The organism is Pseudomonas sp. HMSC067G02 (assembly GCF_001813485.1).
Taxonomy (GTDB): domain Bacteria; phylum Pseudomonadota; class Gammaproteobacteria; order Pseudomonadales; family Pseudomonadaceae; genus Pseudomonas; species Pseudomonas aeruginosa.
This window is the reverse complement of record NZ_KV812717.1, coordinates 1-16,226: the sequence shown is the minus strand read 5'-3', so window position 1 is coordinate 16,226 and position 16,226 is coordinate 1. Positions and strand designations below refer to the sequence as shown.

The 16,226-nt window shown below is 55.9% G+C and carries 22 protein-coding genes; 12 read left to right on the top strand and 10 right to left on the bottom strand.

The genetic code is table 11. The features are described from left to right. Positions 1–142: 142 nt before the first annotated feature. On the bottom strand, positions 143–2,182 hold the full coding sequence (locus tag HMPREF2914_RS24625) for an NADPH-dependent 2,4-dienoyl-CoA reductase (protein ID WP_003091351.1): 2,040 nt from the start codon (positions 2,180–2,182) through the stop codon (positions 143–145). Between the two features lie 214 nt (positions 2,183–2,396). Between HMPREF2914_RS24625 and HMPREF2914_RS24620 the strand changes: the two genes are divergently transcribed. The 6 genes from HMPREF2914_RS24620 (at position 2,397) to HMPREF2914_RS32500 (ending at position 7,368) form a co-directional block, all read left to right on the top strand. Then, positions 2,397–3,515, top strand: coding sequence for a carbon-nitrogen hydrolase family protein (locus HMPREF2914_RS24620; protein WP_003138526.1), 1,119 nt, complete (start codon positions 2,397–2,399; stop codon positions 3,513–3,515). Next, the gene (locus HMPREF2914_RS24615; RefSeq protein WP_003091367.1) at positions 3,512–4,549 is read left to right on the top strand and encodes an AraC family transcriptional regulator; all 1,038 of its coding nucleotides are present in this window, start codon (positions 3,512–3,514) and stop codon (positions 4,547–4,549) included. Before HMPREF2914_RS24620 ends, HMPREF2914_RS24615 begins: the two co-directional genes overlap by 4 nt. A 51-nt stretch (positions 4,550–4,600) precedes the next feature. After that, positions 4,601–4,915 (top strand): hypothetical protein, encoded by a 315-nt coding sequence (locus tag HMPREF2914_RS32695; protein WP_153514923.1) that lies wholly within the window; start codon positions 4,601–4,603, stop codon positions 4,913–4,915. A gap of 21 nt (positions 4,916–4,936) precedes the next feature. Continuing rightward, a complete protein-coding gene (locus HMPREF2914_RS24610; RefSeq protein ID WP_023091565.1) occupies positions 4,937–5,389 on the top strand; it encodes a hypothetical protein in 453 nt (150 codons plus the stop codon). Then, positions 5,386–6,699 carry a relaxase/mobilization nuclease domain-containing protein gene (locus tag HMPREF2914_RS24605; RefSeq protein ID WP_023091564.1) on the top strand — a complete coding sequence of 438 codons (1,314 nt, stop codon included), beginning with the start codon at positions 5,386–5,388 and terminating at the stop codon, positions 6,697–6,699. Before HMPREF2914_RS24610 ends, HMPREF2914_RS24605 begins: the two co-directional genes overlap by 4 nt. Before the next feature lie 102 nt (positions 6,700–6,801). Then, complete coding sequence (locus HMPREF2914_RS32500) at positions 6,802–7,368, top strand: hypothetical protein (RefSeq protein WP_124128746.1); 567 nt, start codon at positions 6,802–6,804, stop codon at positions 7,366–7,368. A gap of 19 nt (positions 7,369–7,387) precedes the next feature. Here the strand turns inward: HMPREF2914_RS32500 and HMPREF2914_RS24600 are convergent, their stop codons facing one another. The 4 genes from HMPREF2914_RS24600 to HMPREF2914_RS31965 form a co-directional block, all read right to left on the bottom strand. After that, a complete protein-coding gene (locus tag HMPREF2914_RS24600; RefSeq protein WP_023091563.1) occupies positions 7,388–8,089 on the bottom strand; it encodes an abortive infection family protein in 702 nt (233 codons plus the stop codon). 434 nt (positions 8,090–8,523) lie between these two features. Further along, positions 8,524–8,733: a hypothetical protein gene (locus tag HMPREF2914_RS32495; protein ID WP_023091562.1), complete on the bottom strand. Its 210-nt coding sequence runs from the start codon at positions 8,731–8,733 to the stop codon at positions 8,524–8,526. A 225-nt stretch (positions 8,734–8,958) separates the two neighbouring features. Then, a complete protein-coding gene (locus HMPREF2914_RS32490) occupies positions 8,959–9,471 on the bottom strand; it encodes a hypothetical protein (RefSeq protein ID WP_124128747.1) in 513 nt (170 codons plus the stop codon). Between the two features lie 66 nt (positions 9,472–9,537). Next, a complete protein-coding gene (locus tag HMPREF2914_RS31965; RefSeq protein WP_023091561.1) occupies positions 9,538–10,419 on the bottom strand; it encodes a hypothetical protein in 882 nt (293 codons plus the stop codon). A gap of 246 nt (positions 10,420–10,665) precedes the next feature. Here HMPREF2914_RS31965 and HMPREF2914_RS24595 point away from each other — a divergent pair, with 246 nt between their 5' ends. Together HMPREF2914_RS24595 and HMPREF2914_RS24590 are read left to right on the top strand one after the other, a co-directional pair. Further along, complete coding sequence (locus HMPREF2914_RS24595; RefSeq protein WP_031278580.1) at positions 10,666–11,019, top strand: type II toxin-antitoxin system RelE/ParE family toxin; 354 nt, start codon at positions 10,666–10,668, stop codon at positions 11,017–11,019. Further along, positions 11,016–11,333, top strand: a complete 318-nt coding sequence (locus HMPREF2914_RS24590; RefSeq protein WP_023091559.1) for a helix-turn-helix domain-containing protein — start codon at positions 11,016–11,018, stop codon at positions 11,331–11,333. The genes HMPREF2914_RS24595 and HMPREF2914_RS24590 overlap by 4 nt, the downstream gene beginning before the upstream one ends. Before the next feature lie 25 nt (positions 11,334–11,358). Here the strand turns inward: HMPREF2914_RS24590 and HMPREF2914_RS32485 are convergent, their stop codons facing one another. The 4 genes from HMPREF2914_RS32485 to HMPREF2914_RS32480 form a co-directional block, all read right to left on the bottom strand. Then, positions 11,359–11,607: a hypothetical protein gene (locus HMPREF2914_RS32485; protein WP_023091558.1), complete on the bottom strand. Its 249-nt coding sequence runs from the start codon at positions 11,605–11,607 to the stop codon at positions 11,359–11,361. 29 nt (positions 11,608–11,636) lie between these two features. Continuing rightward, a complete protein-coding gene (locus HMPREF2914_RS24585; RefSeq protein ID WP_023981129.1) occupies positions 11,637–11,894 on the bottom strand; it encodes a hypothetical protein in 258 nt (85 codons plus the stop codon). A gap of 16 nt (positions 11,895–11,910) precedes the next feature. After that, positions 11,911–12,390 (bottom strand): hypothetical protein, encoded by a 480-nt coding sequence (locus tag HMPREF2914_RS24580; RefSeq protein WP_023091557.1) that lies wholly within the window; start codon positions 12,388–12,390, stop codon positions 11,911–11,913. Positions 12,391–12,463: 73 nt separating this feature from the next. Further along, positions 12,464–12,787 (bottom strand): hypothetical protein, encoded by a 324-nt coding sequence (locus HMPREF2914_RS32480; protein WP_124128748.1) that lies wholly within the window; start codon positions 12,785–12,787, stop codon positions 12,464–12,466. A 209-nt stretch (positions 12,788–12,996) separates the two neighbouring features. Here HMPREF2914_RS32480 and HMPREF2914_RS32475 point away from each other — a divergent pair, with 209 nt between their 5' ends. Continuing rightward, on the top strand, positions 12,997–14,199 hold the full coding sequence (locus HMPREF2914_RS32475; protein ID WP_023091556.1) for a hypothetical protein: 1,203 nt from the start codon (positions 12,997–12,999) through the stop codon (positions 14,197–14,199). Positions 14,200–14,230: 31 nt separating this feature from the next. Here the strand turns inward: HMPREF2914_RS32475 and HMPREF2914_RS24575 are convergent, their stop codons facing one another. Further along, positions 14,231–14,761 carry an antirestriction protein ArdA gene (locus tag HMPREF2914_RS24575; protein WP_023091555.1) on the bottom strand — a complete coding sequence of 177 codons (531 nt, stop codon included), beginning with the start codon at positions 14,759–14,761 and terminating at the stop codon, positions 14,231–14,233. Positions 14,762–15,255: 494 nt separating this feature from the next. On the opposite strand from HMPREF2914_RS24575, the gene HMPREF2914_RS32470 reads away from it, so the two are divergent. The 3 genes from HMPREF2914_RS32470 to HMPREF2914_RS32460 form a co-directional block, all read left to right on the top strand. Next, on the top strand, positions 15,256–15,798 hold the full coding sequence (locus tag HMPREF2914_RS32470; protein WP_124128749.1) for a hypothetical protein: 543 nt from the start codon (positions 15,256–15,258) through the stop codon (positions 15,796–15,798). Beyond that, positions 15,783–16,082 (top strand): hypothetical protein, encoded by a 300-nt coding sequence (locus HMPREF2914_RS32465; protein WP_124128750.1) that lies wholly within the window; start codon positions 15,783–15,785, stop codon positions 16,080–16,082. The genes HMPREF2914_RS32470 and HMPREF2914_RS32465 overlap by 16 nt, the downstream gene beginning before the upstream one ends. Positions 16,083–16,131: 49 nt before the next feature. Then, a partial coding sequence (locus HMPREF2914_RS32460; protein ID WP_070656343.1) for an IS3 family transposase occupies positions 16,132–16,226 on the top strand: 95 nt, incomplete at its 3' end.

The following is a 16,226-nucleotide window of genomic DNA, read 5'->3' as shown; positions in this document are numbered from 1 at the left end:
CGCCACCGTTCACCAAACCGGTGCGCAGCGCCCCGCCGCGCCGACGAGCGCGGACAGGGACGATACGCAGAACCTGTGCGAGCTGGAGAAAAGCCGTTTTCAACGCAGTTTCTCCGCTACGCAACAGATCGCGGACAGGTTCTCAGAGTTCGGCAGCCAGGCGCGAACCCTGGTTGATGGCGCGCTTGGCATCCAGCTCGGCGGCGACATCGGCGCCGCCGATCAGGTGCACGCTCCGGCCGGCCGCCAGCAGGCCGTCCTGCAACTCGCGCAGTGGGTCCTGGCCGGCGCAGACGATCACGGTATCCACCGGCAGCACCTGCGGCTCGCCCTCGGCAACGCGGATATGCAGGCCGGCGTCGTCGATCCCGAGATACTCCACGGCATTCACCATCTGCACCTGCTTGTTCTTCAGGCCGGCGCGATGGATCCAGCCGGTGGTCTTGCCGAGGCCGTCGCCGACCTTGCTCTTCTTGCGTTGCAGGAGGAACACCTGGCGCGCTGCCGGATGCACCTCGGCCTTGACCCCGGCGATGCCGCCGCGGGCCTCCAGGCGGGTATCGATCCCCCACTGCTTCCAGAACGCTTCGCGCTCCAGGCTGGTGGACGGACCGGCATGGGTGATGAATTCGGAGACGTCGAAGCCGATGCCGCCGGCGCCGATCACCGCCACCTTGCCGCCCACCGGCTTGCGCTCGAGGATCGCATCCAGGTAGCTGATCACCTTCGGATGCTCGATGCCGGGGATCGCCGGCGTGCGCGGGACGATGCCGGTGGCGAGGACGATCTCGTCGTAGCCGCCCGCGACCAGATCGTCCACGCCGACCCGGCGGTTCAGGTGCAGCTCGACGCCGGTGCTCTCCAGCTTGTTGCGGAAGTAGCGCAGGGTCTCGTGGAACTCTTCCTTGCCGGGAACCCGCTTGGCCACGTTGAACTGCCCGCCGATCTCGCCGGCGGCGTCGAACAGGCTGACCCGGTGCCCACGCTCGGCGGCCACGGTGGCGGCGGCCAGGCCGGCCGGGCCGGCGCCGACCACGGCGATCTTCTTCGGCCTGGCGGTGGGAATGTAGTTCAGCTCTGTTTCGTGGCAGGCGCGCGGGTTGACCAGGCAACTGGTCAGCTTGCCGCCGAAGGTGTGGTCGAGGCAGGCCTGGTTGCAGCCGATGCAGGTGTTGATCCGTTCGGCGTGGCCGGCGGCGGCCTTGTTGACGAAATCCGGGTCGGCGAGGAACGGCCGGGCCATGGAGACCATGTCGGCATCGCCCTCGGCCAGGACCTTCTCCGCCACCTCGGGGGTGTTGATGCGGTTGGTGGTGATCAGCGGGATGCCGACCTCGCCGCGCAACTTGGCGGTGACCTTGGTGAAGGCCGCGCGCGGTACCTTGGTGGCGATGGTCGGGATGCGCGCCTCGTGCCAGCCGATACCGGTGTTGATCAGGGTCGCGCCGGCCTTCTCGACGGCCTTGGCCAGCAGCACGATCTCGTCCCAACTGCTGCCGCCCTCGACCAGGTCGAGCATGGACAGGCGATAGATGATGATGAAGTTCGGCCCCACCGCCTCGCGCACCCGGCGGACGATCTCCACCGGCAGGCGCATGCGGTTCTCGTAGCTGCCGCCCCAGCGGTCGGTGCGCTGGTTGGTGTGCTGCACGAGGAACTGGTTGATGAAGTAGCCTTCCGACCCCATGATCTCGACGCCATCGTAGCCGGCGACCTGGGCCAGGCTGGCGCAGTTGACGAAGTCGGCGATCTGCTTCTCGATGCCTTCCTCGTCGAGTTCCTTGGGCTTGAACGGATTGATCGGCGCCTGGATCGCGCTCGGCGCCACCTGCTTCGGGCTGTAGGCGTAGCGGCCGGCATGCAGGATCTGCATGCAGATCTTGCCGCCCGCCTCGTGCACCGCCTGGGTCACGATCCTGTGCTTCTCCGCCTCTTCCGGCGTGCTCAGCTTGGCCGCGCCGGAATACACGCCGCCCTCTTCGTTCGGGCCGATGCCGCCGGTGACCATCAGGCCGACGCCGCCACGGGCGCGTTCGGCGAAATACGCCGCCATGCGCTCGAAGCCCTGCGGCTTCTCTTCCAGGCCAGTGTGCATGGACCCCATCAGGGTGCGGTTGCGCAGGGTGGTGAAGCCGAGGTCCAGCGGGGCGAGCAGGTGCGGATAGGGAACGGCGGCGGTCATCGGGGGTCTCCACATCGGGCGAAACGCGTTCACGGATATGCCGCGGCCTCGGGCGCAATGCGCGGCACGGGCAGCGGTCGGTATGGCGACGACTCTAAGGAGCGCCACCGGAGCGCTCAATGATCCTAAATGACAAGTTACTGATCGGAATGCACAGGGATGCTTGGCAAGCCGACGCCACTCCCCTACCCTGTGGGCTGCCTTGGAGACCCGCATGCGCAAGCTGATCTTCCTGATCCTCATCACCCTCTTCGCCGCCTACGCCGGCTGGGCCGAACGCCGCCCGGTAGGCCACTACCTGTCCGACCTGCGCAGCCAGGTCAGCGTGGTCCAGGGCCAGCCCGGCGAGCGCGGCAACCTGCTGGCGGTCCAGCCGGAACTGTTCACGCCGGACTACCAGAGCGCCGAACGGTTGCAGCTGAAATTCCACGCCTACCTGGAAAATGCCCGCCGCCAGGGCCTGCTCAACGAGCGCACGGTGGTGGTGTTCCCCGAGCATGTCGGCACCTGGCTGGTGGCCAGCGGCGAGAAGCCCGAGGTCTATGCCGCCGCCGACTGGCCCACGGCGATGGACTGGATGGCCGCGAGCAACCCGCTGAAGGTGGCGCGCGGCTGGATCACCGCGCGCGGCGAACAGCGTCTCACCGACACCCTGTTCCGGATGAAGGCGGTGGACATGGCCCACGACTACCAAACCCTGTTCGGCGGGCTCGCCCATGATTTCAAGGTGACGGTGGTCGCCGGCTCCATCGTCCTGCCCGACCCCGAGGTCGAGGACGGCGAGCTGCGTCCCGGCACCGGCCAGTTGTACAACGTCAGCCTGACCTTCGGTCCCGATGGCCGGCCGCTCGGCCAGCCGCAACGCAAGGTGTTCCCGACCCGCCACGAACTGAGCTACCTCAACAACGGTCGCGGCGAGCGCCTGCAGGTGCTGGATACGCCGGCAGGACGCCTGGGCGTGCTGATCGGCACCGACAGCTGGTACCCGGACACCTACGCCACCCTGGTCGAACAGCGCGTCGAACTGCTGGCGATCCCCGCCGCCCTGAACCAGAGCGGTCGCTGGCAGCAACCCTGGCCCGGCTTCGATGCCGAGCTGGTTCCCGGCGACGTGCGCCTGGCGCCGAACAGCCTGAGCAACGCCGAGGCCTGGCAGCGCCTGGCGGTCGGCGAGCGCCTGCTGGCCAGCGGTGCGCGCGGCGCCGCCGTGGCCTTCGCCCATAGCCGCCTGTGGAACGTCACCGAAGACGGCCAAAGCCTGCTCGGTTCGTCGCAGGGCATGCGCCAGGCCAATCCCGGCGGCGGTGCGCAACTGGTCAATCTCTGGCTATGAGCGCGCCCCGGGTTCGCCTCGGCGACCTCTCGGTCGGCTTCGTCCAGGCGCTGGCCGACGCCCTGCTCGCCGCCGGCGTCGAGCCCGCACCACTGCTCGAGCAGTACGGCCTCGACCAGCGGCGCCTGGCCGAACCCGGGGCGCGCCTGTCGATCCCTCGCTACATGCGCCTCGGCCATGCCGCCATACAGCTCAGCGGCGACCCCGCCCTCGGCCTGCAGATGGGCCGCCTGAGCCGTCTCGGACAGATGGGCCTGGCCGGCGTCAGCGTCGCCCAGGCGCCCAACCTGCGCGCCGCCGCGCGGGCAATGATCCACCTGGAACCGCTTTACGCGCAGAACTACCGGGGCCAGTCGAGCCTGGTGGAAGACGCCGGCGGCGCCTGGCTGCGCTTCTATTCGATCAGTCCTTACAACGCCTATAACCGCTTCGTCGTCGATTCGGTGCTGGCAGGCTGGATCAGCCATCTCGGCGCCCTGGCAAGGCAGCCGTTGAAAGCGGAGCGGGTGGAGATCGAATATCCAGCGCCGCCTTGGGCCGAGCGCTACGAGGCATTCTTCGGCTGCCCGGTGGAATTCGGCGCGCCGACCAACCAGTTGCGCCTGAGCCAGGCCAGCCTGGCCCTGGCGAATGCCGAGCACTGTCCGAGCACCTGGAGCCAGATGCTGGAACTCTGCAACCGCGAACTGGAGCAGTTGACCCGCACCCGCAGTTGGCGCGAGCGCGTCAGCCGCCTGCTGGGGCCGATGCTCAATGGCCGCGAGCCGGACCTCGAGGAAGTCGCCGCGCGCCTCAAGTTGCCGACCTGGACCCTGCGGCGCAAGCTGGCCGAGGAAGGCACCCAGTTCCGCAGCATCCTCAACGACACCCGCCGCGACCTGGCGATGGTCTACATCCGCGAGACCGACCTGGCTTTCGGCGAAATCGCCTACCTGCTCGGCTTCGCCTCGGCGGAAGCCTTCCAGCGCGCCTTCAAGCGCTGGAGCGGACAGACGCCCGGCGAATTCCGCCGCGCCCAGCGACAGAGCGCCTGATCACATCTCGGTGGCGTCGTCCGCCGGCTCCGGCAGGTCGCATTCGGCGGCATGCTGCTCCAGCAGTTCTTCCTGGTAGTCGTCCATCGCGGATCACCTTTCGTTCGTCTGTGTCTTTCAGCTGTAGACGAGGAAGATGACAGCGGGATTACCGCGCGCGGACCGACGGAGCAGGAAATCCGGCAAACAAGGAGAAAACGGAAGACGCAGGGGACGACGGAAACGAAAAAAGCGGCCATTGGCCGCTTTCTTCGTGGCTCACCCCGCCTCGGCGTGGTGAAGATGTATGGCGAACCTCGACGAAGAAACGTCGAACCGCCTTTTCGATACCTTGGAAGAATGGAACGCGCTTTTGAAGCGCAATAGCCCTGCTCCATAGGTGCCGCCATGAATCATTTTGATGATGTGTCGGCCCCTACGATTTCCGGGTTTTTCAAGGATGCGGTCGGGCCTGATCCGGCCCTGAGCAAGCGTAAAACACCGCCTCCGTTCTCCCTGCGCCTGAGCTGGGAGGAACGGGCGCAATTGGAAGAGGAAGCCAGATGTATGCCCCTCGGGGCCTATATCCGGGAGCGGTTGTTTAACGGCTCATCCCCGCCTCCTCGGCGGCGGAAAAACAGGCCCGTGAAGGATCAGCAGGCTTTGGCCAAGGTACTGGGGGAGTTGGGCCGTTCCCAGCTCTCCAGCAACCTGAATCAACTGGCCAAGGCTACGCATACCGGGGCATTGCCTGTCGCCAAGGAAATCGAGGCGGAATTGCTGGGGGCCTGCGAGACCGTCCGGGCAATCCGTAACGATCTTATGAGTGCCCTCGGCCTGCGCGGGGAGGATGCGCCATGATCCTCAAAGGAAGCCAACGCGGGGGAGCCAAACAGCTCGCCCGCCACCTGCTCAATACCGCAGAGAATGAGCATGTCCATGCGCATGACATCCGGGGATTCATAGCCGATGACCTGGAATCAGCCTTTCAGGAAGCCTACGCGGTCAGCCGTGGCACCCGTGCCCGGCAATTCCTGTTCTCGCTGAGCATGAACCCACCGCTACAGGAAAATGTTCCCACGCACATCTTTGAGATGGCTATCGAGGCCGTGGAACAAAAGCTGGGGCTGGACGGCCAGCCCCGCGCGGTAGTCTTCCACGAAAAGGAAGGCCGCCGCCATGCGCATGTTGTCTGGTCACGTATCGACACCGAACAGATGAAGGCCATCAACCTCCCGCACTACAAGCTGAAGCTCCGGGATTTATCCAAACAGCTTTATCTTGAAAACGGCTGGCAGATGCCACGGGGGTTCATGGACAGCCGGGAGCGCGACCCGTCGAACTTCACCCTGAACGAATGGCAACAGGCCAAGCGTGGCGGTCATGACCCCAAAGCTCTGAAACGGATGTTTCAGGAATGCTGGGCTATTGCCGATTCTCGCCAGACGTTCACCAAGGCTCTGAAAGAGCGCGGTTATACGCTGGCCCGTGGTGACCGCCGCGGGCATGTGGCCGTGGACTTTCGCGGTGAGGTTTACGCCATCGCCAAGTATGTCGGTGTCCGGGCCAAGGAGGTGAAAGCCCGCCTTGGGGATGCCGCCGACCTGATGTCGGTAGATCAGGCCAAACAGGCCCATGCAGAGCGGATGACGGTCATGCTCCGCGAGCATATCCAGATGCTTGAAGCCTTTCACAAACGGCAAGCCAGCACGCTCCAGCAACGCCGCAAAGAGACTGTCCAGCGCCAGCGCGAACAACGGGCGGAGCTGGAGAAAGCGCACAAGGCTCGCCGGGAGCACGAGGCTCAGCAACGCGCCCGGCGTTTCTCCACCGGGATTCGGGGCATGTGGGATTGGATGACGGGCAAGCACGCCCGTATCCGCCGCCAGAATGAGCAAGAAGCCCTGCTCAACTGGCAACGGGATCGGGCCGAGCGGGAACGCCTGATCTTCAAGCAAATTGAGGATCGGCGGCTACTGCACGCGGAAATCCGCCAGATGAAGCAGGAGCACACCCAGCAGGTTGCCGAGCTTCACCGGGACATTGCGGATTACCTTGAACGTCCCGCCTCTCACTCCCTGGACTTGAAGAGGCATTTCGGGCGCGGGCATAGCCCGGTAAACGATAATGGCCGAGAGCGTCCAGACCGGGGAATGGAATTGGGCCGATAGAACAAAAGCCACCTCATTTGGGGTGGCTTTTGACTTTGGCGTGGTGACAGCCAGTCAAACAGGCCTGTAATCTCAAGAGCCGAAACCATGTCAGGATAGTGTATGGGCGATAATCAAGTTTTGAATGTGGTGATGAGCTCGGCAAGCCTCGTAATATCTCTGGCGCTATTGTTAATCCATCTGAAAAACAGGAAGACCCAGCTCAGGGCTTATTTCCTATCCAGAGAAACATACAGGAGTAGTATTGTTGTCTTGGACTATGTAGCAAGTGAACAATTGGATGAGAACGTGCTTCTCAAACTGGTTTTGTTCAGTCCGGGCTCGGTTGCTACGGTAATTCGGTCACTGACGCTATACAGGAAATGTGAATCAAGATTCTTCTTGCTCCGAGCCTTTGGAATTACCGAATGGCGAAAAGTTCGGGAGGCCACATGGTGGCCAGTGAGCGATCCCAACTGTAAAGAGCAAAAATATCTTGCAGACGAATACCGTAGCCTTTACGTCGACTCTCATCGTGACATATACGTTCTATTTCCTGGATTTATCGACCGAAATGAGTATAAGTTCGAGGTCAAGACCAACCACGGTAGTTGCTCTACGAAGTCCACCATAGATGCAACAAAAATTTACTTTTCGCATGCTTTCAGGCAGTGGTTTCACGAAAAATGATAAATCGTTTCCGGGGAGGCTAAGCCTCCCCGTTCTCAAACTCCTCCAACAGAAATAAAGCCGCCGCTCCGGCCAGGTTGACGCAAAATCCCGCTTCACTGACAGTCGGCGGCGTACTGTTTGATGCCGCTCCGTGCGCATCGCCATGGTTATTCCTCATCTCACCTATGCCCCAGATGATTGTGTTGAGACCATTAGTGGTTTTCTCAATCGGCTTTCCCTTTATCTCAATCCCAAGCGCATCAATTGCCCGATTAAACAATTCTTTGTTGTTTTCGGTTGGCTTGCCACCCCGTTGTTCAATGATCCATTTCAACGTGGCCTCAAGCAGGCTTCTGGCGGCGGTAATTGCGCCGCTGGGGTCTGTTATACGGCGATGAAGGGCTTTATCCCATTTCTCCCGGATGTTGTAGCTTGGAATGCGGTTAAGAATGTCAGAGAACGCCTCATCAATTGGTGTCGGCTGGCCAGAGAGCTCAATGAGGGTTTGCTCGCCCAGATATGTCAGTCCGCCGCTCACTAATATGCAGTCATAACGTAGCTGCCCGCTCATAGACTCCATGTGAGGAATAACCCTAGAAACATACCCTTGGTCATGGGCGTAAACCACTGCTTTGGCTATGTCTTGGAATTTTTTAATATCACCGCCAGCGCTGCTGGAATCAAATGATGTAACGCCAGTCTTAATTTCTCGCAAAATCGCATGCAACAACTTATCCATATCCAACTCTCAATGACGGATCATAATTCAATAATTTAAACATCATAAATGCCGTGAGAGGCAATCCCACTATAGCACTTGGCTTGTAAAGCGATGGGGCTCCGGGGAGAGCGCAGTCTCCCCGGTCGCAATCCAACCGCGATGAGGTTGGCGCGCATCCAATCCGCGCAGGGTTGGTCGATGGGGTTCCAAGGGGAGAGCGGACATCTCCACCTTGGTCATGGGGTGTCGGGGAGCCTGAAAGCGCCCTGACTGGTGATGCAACGGCCAGACGTTACACGGGCGCAGATGGCATTCATGCCTGAATGCGCCCGTATGCAGGGGGTATCCAACAGGGGGCGGTACGCCCCCTTTGGCAAGATAGGGTGTTGTACTACAACACACATCTTGCGGTTACGGGTTAAGGCTGGAAAACGCTGTAGTACAACAGAGGTTCACTGGGAGGTTTTTCCCCATTTGCGTTCTAGCAGGAAGTCCAATGAACGGTCTCTTGGGGGAATGCCCGGAATGCTTCTGATGAGGTTGTCCATTGGATTATCTGGATGTTCGTAGACCAGATGCGTACCGCTGGTGAACGCCTCAATGAGGTTGGGGCGCTCCGATCTGTAGAACAGCGCCCCTTTTGAGTAAACCATGAACAGCATGGTTACAGGCCTCAATCTCATCATCCGATAAAACGATAGTAGAAAGCCGAGGTTCCACCATAAAAGAGGTGGGCCTGCTGATTATCACGGCCATTTGGGGATGATTGGAACAATCATCTTGGGGCTATGTGGAGGGTTCCCGACACCCGTGACGTTATTAAAAAAGCCGTCGCCATATATGAACTCTTTACCGGATGAAAAGAGAACGGCAAATTTGGCGTGTCCTCAGATACTATCCGCGATCATTCGCTGTGACTGCCGCAAATTCAGACCAATAAGCGCATTTCTTTCTGGTGTCGGGAGTTCTCCCCTGAGTTGCTCCGCTACAGAAACAGCCGCCTCTCTATTTTTAGGGCTACGAACAGCCAGGGAGACCACGCACTCTGTAAAAATCTTCAGTTGATCGTCAGTGCATGGCTGGGACACAAAACGATCTCGTAAATCACGGTCAAACAATTCCTGCCTTGTAAGCGCATTCAGCCATTCTATGAGCGCTGGAAAATTACCGTCCGCCACGTCAAATTCGCGCTCAAAACTCATATCCCAAGGCGAGCTATCTGCCGAATTCTGACTGAGCTTGATATGGTGCCCATTTCCGATCATTCCGAGCTTTGCGGGCGGCACACGCTTGTATGTACCGTCCGGCGTAATCCAATGTGTAAAGCCCTCGGCATCCGCCCAGTGCTTGGAAACGCATCTTGGCCACCAGTGGTGTCGCTCGGATTTCAGCTTTCTCATCTATACGCTCACCTAAGGAAAATTGATCCACCATAAATGAAAAGGCTGTGCGCCTATAACCGCATTTCACGATGCCTTGAGGTTCGAAATGTTCTCACTTATTTCATGAATTGCCGCCTTCAAAACCTGCAAACAGATTTTTGCAGTATGTTCACGAGGGTTAAACCCTGAACTCATCTGCTGAAATGGATGTATGTAATTCCGAAAATCACGCAATGTATGGCTAAATCGTTGAATATCATGCTGAACCAGTTTCAGCTCGTATGCTACGTCAATAAACGCGCTGAGAGTCCAATCATGAAACTGCCGCACCTTTCCGGCTCCATCCTTGGGCGAAGAGTTTGCAGAGTTGAAATGCCTCGGATACTGAGTTGCCAGTCCGAGCAAAATGCCCTCCAAGGTGCTTCCTGCAATGAGAATGACAGACAGATAAGCTCCTGCGGAAAAACACTTTTCTATCTCTTTAATCCGCTGACCAAGCACCTCCGAGATATAACCATCCAAGCCGATTTTCACGATTGATATGTCGGAGAATTCTCGCTTAAGAAATTGATCCTCTGTCTCTACGCCCTTCTGGCTGACCGGTTCCTCAACTTCTACCTTACCAAGTTTCTTGAAGGTTATATCTGCACCCTGGCGGACAACCTTCCATTTATCAAAGACTAGAAATTTATTAAATGAATCAATGTGCTGGTCAAGCTCAGAAAGTTTATCAATAAAATTTTCCGGGTTCAAAACGCTTTTAATGCACTTATCAATTTCAGGCGAACCGTTGATTAGTGCAAGCCTCTCATCAGTGTACATCCAGCGAGAAGGAAAGCCTTGCCCATAGGCGTCACTGAACCCGAGCGCATTAAAGAATCGCACAAGCTGGGGACCTGATCGGTACTCAGTCTCTTCATTTATCAGAAACCTTAACTTTTCTAGTGACTTAGGACTGAGAATCATAATTTCTCTCTGTGTTAAATGAATGCGCCGCTCTTATGTGTTCGGGCAGGATTTTAGTTTGGCGAGTAAAGTTTTTCCACATCTGCGATAAGCCTTTACGCTGTTTCCGGTCATACCACTGTGTTCCCGATGAAAACTTATGGATTTACTGAGGCCAGATTTGTTATGGCATCTGCCCTGAACCGGAGGACGAGATAATTATTGACCTGCGTTGGTAAATATGCCAACACTAAGTAAGGCTTAAGGATGAGTGTTATTAGGGTTACACGCCCCATATCCTGGGTGAGTGCGGCGCGGAAGGCGTTTATGGGGTTTCCGGACGCGAGTCGGGAAATCTTGCTGGATGCGTTGACCATGGCCGCCGAAGGCGGCAAGGCGGACATTGCCAAGCCGATGGTCGGCTTTGGTAGTGGTGTTTTTGAACTCGCCCTGCCCTATCGCGGCAATGCCTACCGCGTTATTTACGCGGTGCAGATTGGCGAAGATATATGGGTGCTTCATGCGTTCCAGAAGAAATCGACCTCCGGGATCAAGACCCCGAAACATGAGGTTGATCTTGCCAGGAAGCGCTTGAAGCAACTGAAGGAGATGTTGCGATGAGCAAGGAACCGATTGAGATTGTGCGCGGTAGTGGCAACGTGTACCGGGATATGGGCTATGCCGATTCCGATGCGCGGCAGCTTAAAGCCATTCTGGGCGCAGAGATCATCAAGGTACTGGACAAGCAAGGTCTGAGCGTCCGGCAGGCCCAGGAACAGACCGGGTTCAACGCCGCCGATTTTTCCCGTATCCGCAAAGCCAAACTCGACCGATTCAGCATTGATCGGCTCATGGGCGTTCTCAACGCCCTAGGGGCGCGTGTGGATGTCCGTGTTCGTGTGAAACCAGAGACACCGCCGAGTATGCGCCCATGACTAGAGCGGCAGAGACAGTTAATCATCAACTATTGTCATAGCCGATATAATGATTTGCACCATCCAGTCCTTCCGATAGCTCGCTGGCTTGTGCCTTGGTCAAGTGGAAATATTTTTCTTCACCACTGTCATCGACCAATTTCAGATAAATTTGATCGTCACCGTGGTAGTTACTGACATAAACCTCGAATGTCGTTGGGTTTTGTGACTTGTCAGCTTTACCATCCTTGCCGACAGGGTAGAGATGTTCCTCTGCATACATTTTGGTTGCCATAATGTTTCTCCCTGGCCTTGAAATGATCGCTATAACTGTAAGTAAATTTTTGCAGCGAAGTCCCGAGCAGCTTTCCGGAGATCGGTGGGCGTATCCAGAATGGCCGGAATGTTTTTTACGTTTTCGTATATGGCTTCGGCCAGTTCATCCCGGCTTGGGGTGAAATCCAGTGCCTGGATATTTGATATGGCTTCATCCATGGCCTCTGTGTCTATCGCGTGCGACGTGTACCAGGTGGGCCGGAATGTCCAGCACTCCAACGTCTGCTGAAGTTCTTTGATCTTCATTGAAATACCTATTCTCTCAATCGATACGTTTACCGTCTTTCCAGATTTCCAGTTCGTAAAAGTCGCCGATGGCGATAGTCTCGGTGACTTTTGCAAAAGCCTTGTTCAGGAATTTGACGAAGTAGTTTTCTGGTGTGCTCTCGGGGTCAAGAACCGTGTGTGTGATGTTCTCATGTTCCGCGAGGATTCTGGCTCCCTCCTGCGGTTCAAGCGGACTGACCGTGATTCCGCCTGCGGCACCAATATCGCCGATCCGGTACGCGATTGCGGCCATCTGCTCTTGCTTGATGCGGCTTTTGGGATAGCACCTGCACTCGATCAGGATAACGCCAGAGTCCCCGCTTCTGATCCCTTTGGCGTCAATTTCCCAGTTTGTTCCGGACGCCCCGGGAAGGGTTTGTTTGCCCTCAACATCATCAAGGCCAAATTCTGCGGCCAATTCCTTAATGATGTGCTGGGCCAGTTCTTCGTATGAACGCCATTTAGGCTTGGGCATTCTCCCTCCTTTTTCCACTTGCTCGTGGCGCAGAGCGCTGCGAGCAAGTGGAAAAACTAATCAGACAGTATTTCTATTTGGCAAAATTGGCTTCCATGTGTTCAATCACTGTTTTGGTAAGCAATTCGGATATTGGCAAGCGGGTAGATTTCACGTCATCAGGATTATTCTTGTCACAAACGGCGATAGCAAACTCATCGGGATACTGATCCATGGTGAGCAGCGCTATACGTTTGTTTGTCTGATGGCAGTCTATAACGACTGAATCTGCGGCAGTCCCGCTTGCTCTCACAGAAGCGGTATTACTACCGCACGATACGACAGCCCCATCAAATAGCTTGGAAAAAACGTTCACAGCTTCTGTTGCGATCACGATCAACTGCTTTTCATCGGCCATGTAAGGCTCCCGGACTGGTTTGAGGATGTATGAAAACACAGTGATCATCGTATGTGTAGCCCCTGAGATAGGCGATGCGGCTACCTACCCTGCCGAGTTCCTGCACCTAAGGGTTAAGACAGAAATTATTTTTCTTGGCCTAGTCGCGGGCTGCGGCCTCATGAGCTATACCAAAATGCCATCACAGACACGCAAAGGAGCTATGTGCCATGAGGGGAGCTTTCGTCTCTTTAATTTCAACCATACTTGTTAGTGGATGCGCTAATTTAAACAGCATCTATCGAACATTCGATGTTGCTGGTGGAGAGGGTGCCATGGTCGATATTCGACAAAGGGCAATATTGGTAGCACCAGACGAAAATACAATAGAGAGATACAATGCCGAGGGAAAATTAGTCGAGAAAGAATACAAAAATAATGGGGTTTTTGTGTGTGCAGAGCCTAGTCCAGATGCAATGGCCTCATTTGCTTACGAATTGGCGGCAAAAGGTGGATATCCAGGTAAGGCCAGTGGGGAGTTAGCACTAGCTATGCAAGATGGTGCGGCATTTACGGGGGTTCGCACTCAAAGCATCCAATTACTGCGGGATTTCGGATATCGGTTGTGTGAGAGCTACATGTCTGGGGCTATAAGTGCACCTCAATATGATCTCCTCATGAGGCGGTTCCAAAAAAACACAGTAGCTTTGTTGGCTATTGAGCAGCTCACCGGAACAATAAAATCGCCTCCAATAGCTTTGACTACAACTGGAAGGGCTGAGGCTACAAAGTCACTTTCTGAGCAACGAACTGAAAGAGAGAAAGTCAACGATAGAGTTTCCGCGCTCGAAACAGAGAAAAAGGCCCTAGAAAAGAAAGTCAGTGATGCTAAGAAAGCAGATGCTAAGGCTAATACATCAGAAATGGATCAGCTAGTTTCTGACCTTGCCGAAAAAATTGCAGACTTAAAAAGTGATCGAGATGTGATAGATAAGGCTATAGCTGAAACAAAGGGTGTTCTTGCTGATGGAGAAACAAGGGTAAGAATAGAAACAACTGGCATGGTAACTCAAAGGTCAGAGGCCCATCTTCAAGAAATAGCAAAGACTGTAGAAGGCATTGTAAACAACATCGTTCTTGCGGACGATGAAAAGCAATTGTGTATGTCTGCTCTTTTGCTGCCGACCCCTAATGAAGGACAGAAAAAATTCTCAGACTGGTGCCTTAAGGTAATGGACACTCAAGCTGAGGCAAAGGACTATCTAATGAAGGACATAAAGCGCAAGACTGAGCAGGCGCAAGCGATCTTACAGAGCAATGCTAGCGCGGATAAAAAAGAAGAAGCAAGAAATGAAATAAATGATCTCAAGGAAGAAGCAAAAGAAATCGGTAGAGGCACTGGAATATATAGCGTAGCCAAAGAAATTATGTGAGTAAAAACAAAACATATTCGGTGTGCTCTGACTATATCCGACAATCATGTACGGATCGAAGGAAGACATGCACCGTGCCGGGGGCGGTTTCGAGGGTGAACACGTCGCCGCCCAGCTCCATGTCACGGGCCATGGATTGATAGTCGATGTAATAGGCCAGGTGCTGGGGCATGGTGGTCGTTTGTTCGGTGAGTTCCTGGGCGTAGTCGGCCAGTGAGGCATGGCAGCCCACATAGTGCTCTTCGGCCATGCAGCGGGCCTCGTCAAGGTCGTGGAGATTGGCGAGTAGAGCCCCGCCGAAGTCTGGATAGTCCGCGATGAAACAGGCGATGTCGTGGGCGGAATGAATGCCCGCGTATTCGCTGAGATGGTAGCCATCGAAGCCTTCATAGTCGTGGATGGCGTATTCCTCTGCGTCATCAACTGGAGATTCCGCCAGCATGGCGGTGATCTGGTCTTGGATGTCATCGATGTCCTGTGTGGCGTCAATCCAGACGCCATGCAGATAGCCCGCGTTATAGGCGGCAAGGTCGGCAACGTAGATTCGGATTTCGTGGCTCATGGTCTTTTCCTTTCGGCTTTGGGGTTTTGCGCATTGCGTGCGCTGAACCCCTGCCGACTAGGGCGGCTAAGGCCGGCGTGAAAAAATCAAGAAAAATCGCGGAGGCTCCGCCCAGCGAAGCGTCCGGGTGGATACCGTCTATTTTTCTTGATTTTGAGGGGCCAAGAACCCCTCTGCTCTTCCCCGAAAGGGATCGTTACCGAATGGCCGGGGCAGGCCGTAGCGACTGGCCCGGTGCGCGGAAGCGCATAGAGCCCGTGCCGACTGCGAAGCAGGCGGATTCGCCGCGTCAGGCGACCGTCTGTCGAGAGGCTAGAATCGAGATAATGGCAATTCGCCAATTCATGTATCGGATCAAAACTATCCCTTCTCATCTGCTGGTTTCAGCGGATTGGTTTGTCTTATCAGAATAACGTTAACGCGGAGGCAGTCGGGAATAATTATTTTCTATTTCCGAAGCCTTTCCTGATTACACTCTCACATGGAGGTCAGAGATGCAGTATGAGTATTCTGTATACAGAAAAACAATTCTGCTCGGGTTGATTGTTTTTGCTATTTCGGGATGTAAAACCCAAGATTACGTTCCTGCCATAGCGGGAACGGCTATTGGAGGAGCAATTTGTAATCAAATCTATAAAGGTAAAAAAATAGCGACGGTGACGGCGCTATGTGCAGCAGGTGGGTATCTTATAGCGGATACGCTCACAAAGTACCTGACAGAAAGAGAAAAAGATCAGCTCCAAACCGCTACGCACACCACGCTGAATACTGGGGAATCGCAAGTCGTCAAAACTGAAAGTGGCGCGACCATCAAAACAGAGGTTGTGGCGGCTCCGGCTAAAGACCAAATAACGTCAGTAGTTAAATCTCCTGCTCCTAAGACAACACCCTCAGAACAACAAGAAAAGAACCCGCCTGCCACGGCATCCAAGGATGATTGCCGGGAGGTCAAGCAGACTATTATCACGAATGATAACCAACGCTATGAGGACACCATCAACGCATGCAGGCAGGGGGAGACATGGGTTATCTCATGATCTGCCCTGCGATTCTTGGAATCATATTAACCATCATTCCAACGGTAACTCTGGGGCAGGGTGAAGGGCGGGTCTTTGTTCGTACAAAGGGAGGAGAAATCTCAGCGGAGATTCCAAATACGCCTAATTGGTGTCAGCCGGAGTTAACGTTCACCGTCCGTGCCCAAGAGGATGTTTATTTCAATGGTCGCGAAATAAGCAAAGACGGAAAGCAAGGGCGAATCACCCTTCAAAAGGTTATTGGCGGGATTCGTGCCGGATTACAAAGTGTAGTGGTCTACTGATCCCGGACACCGATTTAGGCGAAAATCCTCGCCGTGAGAGAGGTGTCTGATGAGCAAGCAACGACGTACGTTTTCCGCCGAGTTTAAACGAGAGGCTGCCGCCTTGGTGCTGGACCAAGGCTACAGCCATATCGACGCCTGCCG

Excerpts from the sequence above, each read along its gene's own strand:
- HMPREF2914_RS24625 (WP_003091351.1), bottom strand. The coding sequence starts at position 2,182 with ATGACCGCCGCCGTTCCCTATCCGCACCTGCTCGCCCCGCTGGACCTC.
- HMPREF2914_RS24620 (WP_003138526.1), top strand. The coding sequence starts at position 2,397 with ATGCGCAAGCTGATCTTCCTGATCCTCATCACCCTCTTCGCCGCCTAC.
- HMPREF2914_RS24615 (WP_003091367.1), top strand. The coding sequence starts at position 3,512 with ATGAGCGCGCCCCGGGTTCGCCTCGGCGACCTCTCGGTCGGCTTCGTC.
- HMPREF2914_RS32695 (WP_153514923.1), top strand. The coding sequence starts at position 4,601 with ATGCTGCTCCAGCAGTTCTTCCTGGTAGTCGTCCATCGCGGATCACCT.
- HMPREF2914_RS24610 (WP_023091565.1), top strand. The coding sequence starts at position 4,937 with ATGAATCATTTTGATGATGTGTCGGCCCCTACGATTTCCGGGTTTTTC.
- HMPREF2914_RS24605 (WP_023091564.1), top strand. The coding sequence starts at position 5,386 with ATGATCCTCAAAGGAAGCCAACGCGGGGGAGCCAAACAGCTCGCCCGC.
- HMPREF2914_RS32500 (WP_124128746.1), top strand. The coding sequence starts at position 6,802 with ATGGGCGATAATCAAGTTTTGAATGTGGTGATGAGCTCGGCAAGCCTC.
- HMPREF2914_RS24600 (WP_023091563.1), bottom strand. The coding sequence starts at position 8,089 with ATGGATAAGTTGTTGCATGCGATTTTGCGAGAAATTAAGACTGGCGTT.
- HMPREF2914_RS32495 (WP_023091562.1), bottom strand. The coding sequence starts at position 8,733 with ATGCTGTTCATGGTTTACTCAAAAGGGGCGCTGTTCTACAGATCGGAG.
- HMPREF2914_RS32490 (WP_124128747.1), bottom strand. The coding sequence starts at position 9,471 with ATGAGAAAGCTGAAATCCGAGCGACACCACTGGTGGCCAAGATGCGTT.
- HMPREF2914_RS31965 (WP_023091561.1), bottom strand. The coding sequence starts at position 10,419 with ATGATTCTCAGTCCTAAGTCACTAGAAAAGTTAAGGTTTCTGATAAAT.
- HMPREF2914_RS24595 (WP_031278580.1), top strand. The coding sequence starts at position 10,666 with ATGAGTGTTATTAGGGTTACACGCCCCATATCCTGGGTGAGTGCGGCG.
- HMPREF2914_RS24590 (WP_023091559.1), top strand. The coding sequence starts at position 11,016 with ATGAGCAAGGAACCGATTGAGATTGTGCGCGGTAGTGGCAACGTGTAC.
- HMPREF2914_RS32485 (WP_023091558.1), bottom strand. The coding sequence starts at position 11,607 with ATGGCAACCAAAATGTATGCAGAGGAACATCTCTACCCTGTCGGCAAG.
- HMPREF2914_RS24585 (WP_023981129.1), bottom strand. The coding sequence starts at position 11,894 with ATGAAGATCAAAGAACTTCAGCAGACGTTGGAGTGCTGGACATTCCGG.
- HMPREF2914_RS24580 (WP_023091557.1), bottom strand. The coding sequence starts at position 12,390 with ATGCCCAAGCCTAAATGGCGTTCATACGAAGAACTGGCCCAGCACATC.
- HMPREF2914_RS32480 (WP_124128748.1), bottom strand. The coding sequence starts at position 12,787 with ATGGCCGATGAAAAGCAGTTGATCGTGATCGCAACAGAAGCTGTGAAC.
- HMPREF2914_RS32475 (WP_023091556.1), top strand. The coding sequence starts at position 12,997 with ATGAGGGGAGCTTTCGTCTCTTTAATTTCAACCATACTTGTTAGTGGA.
- HMPREF2914_RS24575 (WP_023091555.1), bottom strand. The coding sequence starts at position 14,761 with ATGAGCCACGAAATCCGAATCTACGTTGCCGACCTTGCCGCCTATAAC.
- HMPREF2914_RS32470 (WP_124128749.1), top strand. The coding sequence starts at position 15,256 with ATGCAGTATGAGTATTCTGTATACAGAAAAACAATTCTGCTCGGGTTG.
- HMPREF2914_RS32465 (WP_124128750.1), top strand. The coding sequence starts at position 15,783 with ATGGGTTATCTCATGATCTGCCCTGCGATTCTTGGAATCATATTAACC.